This is a genomic window from Escherichia sp. E2748 (assembly GCF_005781125.1).
GTDB lineage: Bacteria > Pseudomonadota > Gammaproteobacteria > Enterobacterales > Enterobacteriaceae > Escherichia.
Genome location: NZ_VATP01000034.1, coordinates 1 through 3,755 on the forward strand (window position 1 = coordinate 1; position 3,755 = coordinate 3,755).

At 48.9% G+C, this 3,755-nt stretch carries 5 protein-coding genes; all 5 read left to right on the forward strand.

All coding sequences use genetic code 11. The features are described from left to right. On the forward strand, window positions 1–330 hold a 330-nt coding region (locus FEK42_RS21040; protein WP_138211954.1), incomplete at its 5' end, for a RusA family crossover junction endodeoxyribonuclease. Between the two features lie 19 nt (window positions 331–349). Continuing rightward, a complete protein-coding gene (locus tag FEK42_RS21045; protein ID WP_135493254.1) occupies window positions 350–1,159 on the forward strand; it encodes a KilA-N domain-containing protein in 810 nt (269 codons plus the stop codon). A 7-nt stretch (window positions 1,160–1,166) separates the two neighbouring features. Then, window positions 1,167–2,156 (forward strand): DUF968 domain-containing protein, encoded by a 990-nt coding sequence (locus FEK42_RS21050; RefSeq protein ID WP_135493255.1) that lies wholly within the window; start codon window positions 1,167–1,169, stop codon window positions 2,154–2,156. Window positions 2,157–2,169: 13 nt separating this feature from the next. After that, entirely contained in the window at window positions 2,170–2,922 is a 753-nt protein-coding gene (locus tag FEK42_RS21055) for an antitermination protein (protein WP_001047112.1), read from the forward strand. A 280-nt stretch (window positions 2,923–3,202) separates the two neighbouring features. After that, window positions 3,203–3,628 (forward strand): hypothetical protein, encoded by a 426-nt coding sequence (locus FEK42_RS21060; RefSeq protein WP_138211955.1) that lies wholly within the window; start codon window positions 3,203–3,205, stop codon window positions 3,626–3,628. Window positions 3,629–3,755: the final 127 nt, after the last annotated feature.

Consider the following 3,755-nt stretch of genomic DNA (forward strand, 5'->3'; position numbering starts at 1 on the left):
GGGGCGTTTGCTGGTAAGAGTCTGATAAGCGCAGCGGGGCGCAAATTCCAGAGCGCGGCGTGCGCAGCAATAGTTGAGCAGTTACGTCGTCTGCCGAAACCAACGTCGGCACCTGCTTCAGTGGAGATCGTGTTGTTTCCTCCGGATAACCGGATCCGCGATCTGGACAACTATAACAAGGCGATGTTTGACGCCCTGACCCACGCGGGTGTGTGGGAAGACGACAGTCAGGTGAAAAGAATGCTGGTTGAGTGGGGACCGGTTATCCCGGGAGGGAAGGTCGAGATCACTATCAGTAAGTACGAGAAAACGGCGGGTGCAGCCGCCTGATTAAGAGGAGAAACGAAGTATGAATAATCTGATGGTCATTGATGGTATTGAAGTTCGTCGTGATGCTTATGGGCGTTACAGCCTGAACGATCTGCACAGGGCAGCCGGGGGAGAACAAAAAAACCGCCCGAAATACTGGCTCTCCAATAAGCAAACCTGTGAATTGATTGAACAACTTTTCACCGAGGGTGGAATTCCGCCTCTGGAACAAAATCAACCAGTTAGCGTCATTAATGGCGGAAATAACCAGGGGACGTATGTCTGCAAAGAACTGGTGTATGCCTATGCAATGTGGATCAGCCCGTCATTCCATCTGAAGGTGATCCGTACTTTCGATATGGTAACCAGCGCACCGGAAAAATTATCCGGGCAGGCTGCTGACAAGATGCAGGCTGGAGTGATTCTGCTGGACTTTATGCGCCGGGAGTTAAACCTGTCTAACTCTTCAGTGCTTGGTGCCTGTCAGAAACTCCAGGAGGCTGTTGGCTTACCGAATCTGGCACCGCGCTATGCCATTGATGCTCCTGCTGATGCACACGATGGCTCAAGTCGCCCGACACTGTCACTGAGTGCACTGCTGAAACAGTATGGTATCCGCCTGACGGCTAATCAGGCATATCACCAGATGGTGAAGCTGGGGATCGTCGAGCAGCGCGAACGATACAGCCGTACCGCGATTAACAACATCAAAAAATTCTGGTTGCTGACAGCGAAAGGCTGCATGTTCGGCAAGAACATCACCAGTCCCGCAAATCCGCGCGAGACGCAGCCGCATTTCTTCGAATCCCGATTCCCTGAGCTGTTAAAGCTGCTCGATACCGTTCATTGAGGTGACCGTGAGAGCACTACTGACCCCTGAAATTGCCCCGCGTATGGGGATCGTATTGTTCAGGCCAGGTTCAGAGCTGATGCCCCTGTTTATGCAGGGGCGTGTCCTGCTGGAGCCTGAGCCGGAACGTTATTCATCTTTCGCCAGTGGTGCCGTTCCGGCGGCATCACAACCGCTGGCGGATGATCCTGCCGTTCGGGCCGTGTTCCGCAATGAGGCAGTGATCCGTCGTGCTGGTGGCGTGGAATGTCTTGAAAGCTGGTTACTTCGTGAAAAAGGCTGCCAATGGCCTCATTCCGACTGGCACAGCGAGAACATGACCACAATGCGACACGCTCCGGGCGCAATCCGTCTGTGCTGGCACTGCGATAACCAGCTGCGCGATCAGTTCACGGAACGGCTGGAATCAATGGCAACGGATAACTGTGCCCGCTGGGTGTTGTCTGTAGTCCGTCGGGATCTCGGTTTTGATGATAACCATGCCGTGACAATGCCGGAACTGTGCTGGTGGCTGATTCGTAATGACCTGGCGGATGCCTTACCTGAAAGCGCAGCCCGTAAGGCGCTGAGATTACCGAAACCTGCTGTGCCGTCTGTCACCCGGGAAAGTGACCTTGTGCCTTCGGTTCCTGCCACCAGCATCATCCAGGATAAAGCGAAAAATGTGCTGGCGCTGAAAGTGGATCCGGAGTCGCCGGAGTCTTTTATGTTACGCCCAAAACGCCGCCGCTGGGTTAATGAAAAGTACACGCGCTGGGTTAAGACACAGCCGTGTGCATGTTGTGGAAAGCCTGCTGATGATCCCCACCACCTGATAGGCCACGGTCAGGGTGGAATGGGTACAAAAGCGCATGACCTCTTTGTGTTGCCTTTGTGCAGAAAGCATCACGACGAGCTGCATGCGGATACCGTGGCATTTGAAGAGAAGTATGGCTCTCAGCTGGAGCTGATATTTCGTTTTATCGATCGTGCGCTGGCAATTGGCGTATTGGCGTAAGTGGAGAACGAGCATGAACCTTGAAGCCTTACCAAAATATTACTCCCCAAAATCTCCAAAATTGAGCGATGACGCACCGGCGACAGGCTCAGGTGGTTTAACGATTACGGATGTGATGGCTGCGCAGGGGATGGTGCAGTCGAAAGCACCGCTTGGGTTTGCCTTATTCCTGGCAAAAGTTGGTGTTCAGGATCCTCAATTTGCGATTGAAGGTCTGCTCAATTACGCGATGGCACTGGATAACCCGACATTGAACAAATTGAGTGAAGAAACCCGGTTACAGATCATCCCTTACCTTGTGAATTTTGCCTTTGCTGATTATTCCAGGTCTGCGGCAAGTAAGGCTCGCTGTGAGCATTGTGCTGGTACTGGATTTCATAATGTATTGCGCGAAGTGGTGAAACACTCCAGAAGCGGGGAATCTGTTATCAAGGAAGAGTGGGTGAAGGAACTATGTCAGCATTGCCATGGTAAGGGAGAAGTCAGCACAGCGTGCAGAGGGTGTAAGGGTAAAGGTATTGTCCTGGATGAAAAAAGAACCCGGCTTCATGGTGTGCCTGTTTATAAGATTTGTGGGCGTTGCAATGGCAACCGGTTTAGCCGTTTACCAACCACACTGGCGCGGCATCATGTCCAGAAACTGGTACCGGACCTGACGGATTATCAGTGGTACAAAGGATATGCAGACGTTATTAATAAACTGGTTACAAAGTGCTGGCAGGAAGAAGCGTATGCTGAATCGCAATTGAGAAAAGTGACAAGATAGATAATTTTCGCCGAAGATGTCGACGTGATGCTTGCATTTTTCAAAAAATATGGATAAGATTTTCTCAACGATGGGCCTTGTATGTCTACCGTTGGTAAATGTCAAAAACCCGCTGCTGAGCGGGTTTTTTTGTGCCTGATGTCTCATGAAACTATGAAATGGATTGGTGCGTTAAACATTTTTTCTTATTATCTTTTAGATTTTGGAGAGATGGTTAACGTCTGTATTCCAGAAACTCGATGGTTATTTAATAAATTAGTTTCAATGATGCTTCTAGGTTATGACTGTAATGAAAAAGGTATTAATAGCAGCGATAGGTTTTTGTTTAGTTGGTTGTGCAGGTATGAAATTACCTGAGTATTCGCAAGTTAAAGCAAGTCCGTATTATACAGATTGCCGTGCGTTTGCCATGGATGTTTATAAAAATGATGGATACAGCAAAATTGCGAAAACTACTATCCTTAGCATGGATGATGTGAAGGCTAGATATATTGTGACAGGGTGTGTAGTTGCTATGGGGAAAAACACTGTAGAGGAAATCAAAGCTGATCTCTCTGCTAAAGGGAGTTCTTTTGGGCTTATCAGTGGAGCTTGTTCTAGTGTGGCATGTCGGGTTGATGTAGAGCAGCAAATGAACGCTTATGTACTTGGTAGTTATTATGCTGCAAATAAAAAATTCCCGGATAAAATGAAAGCAGAGTTTTAAGCAAACCTTGTTTTCGATTATATGTCGAAGATAAATGTTAGTAACGGCATAATAAGTAAATATATAGCTGTGATAGCAACCCGCCACTGAGCGGGTTTTTTGTACCCGTAAACTTGGTGCAGTACAG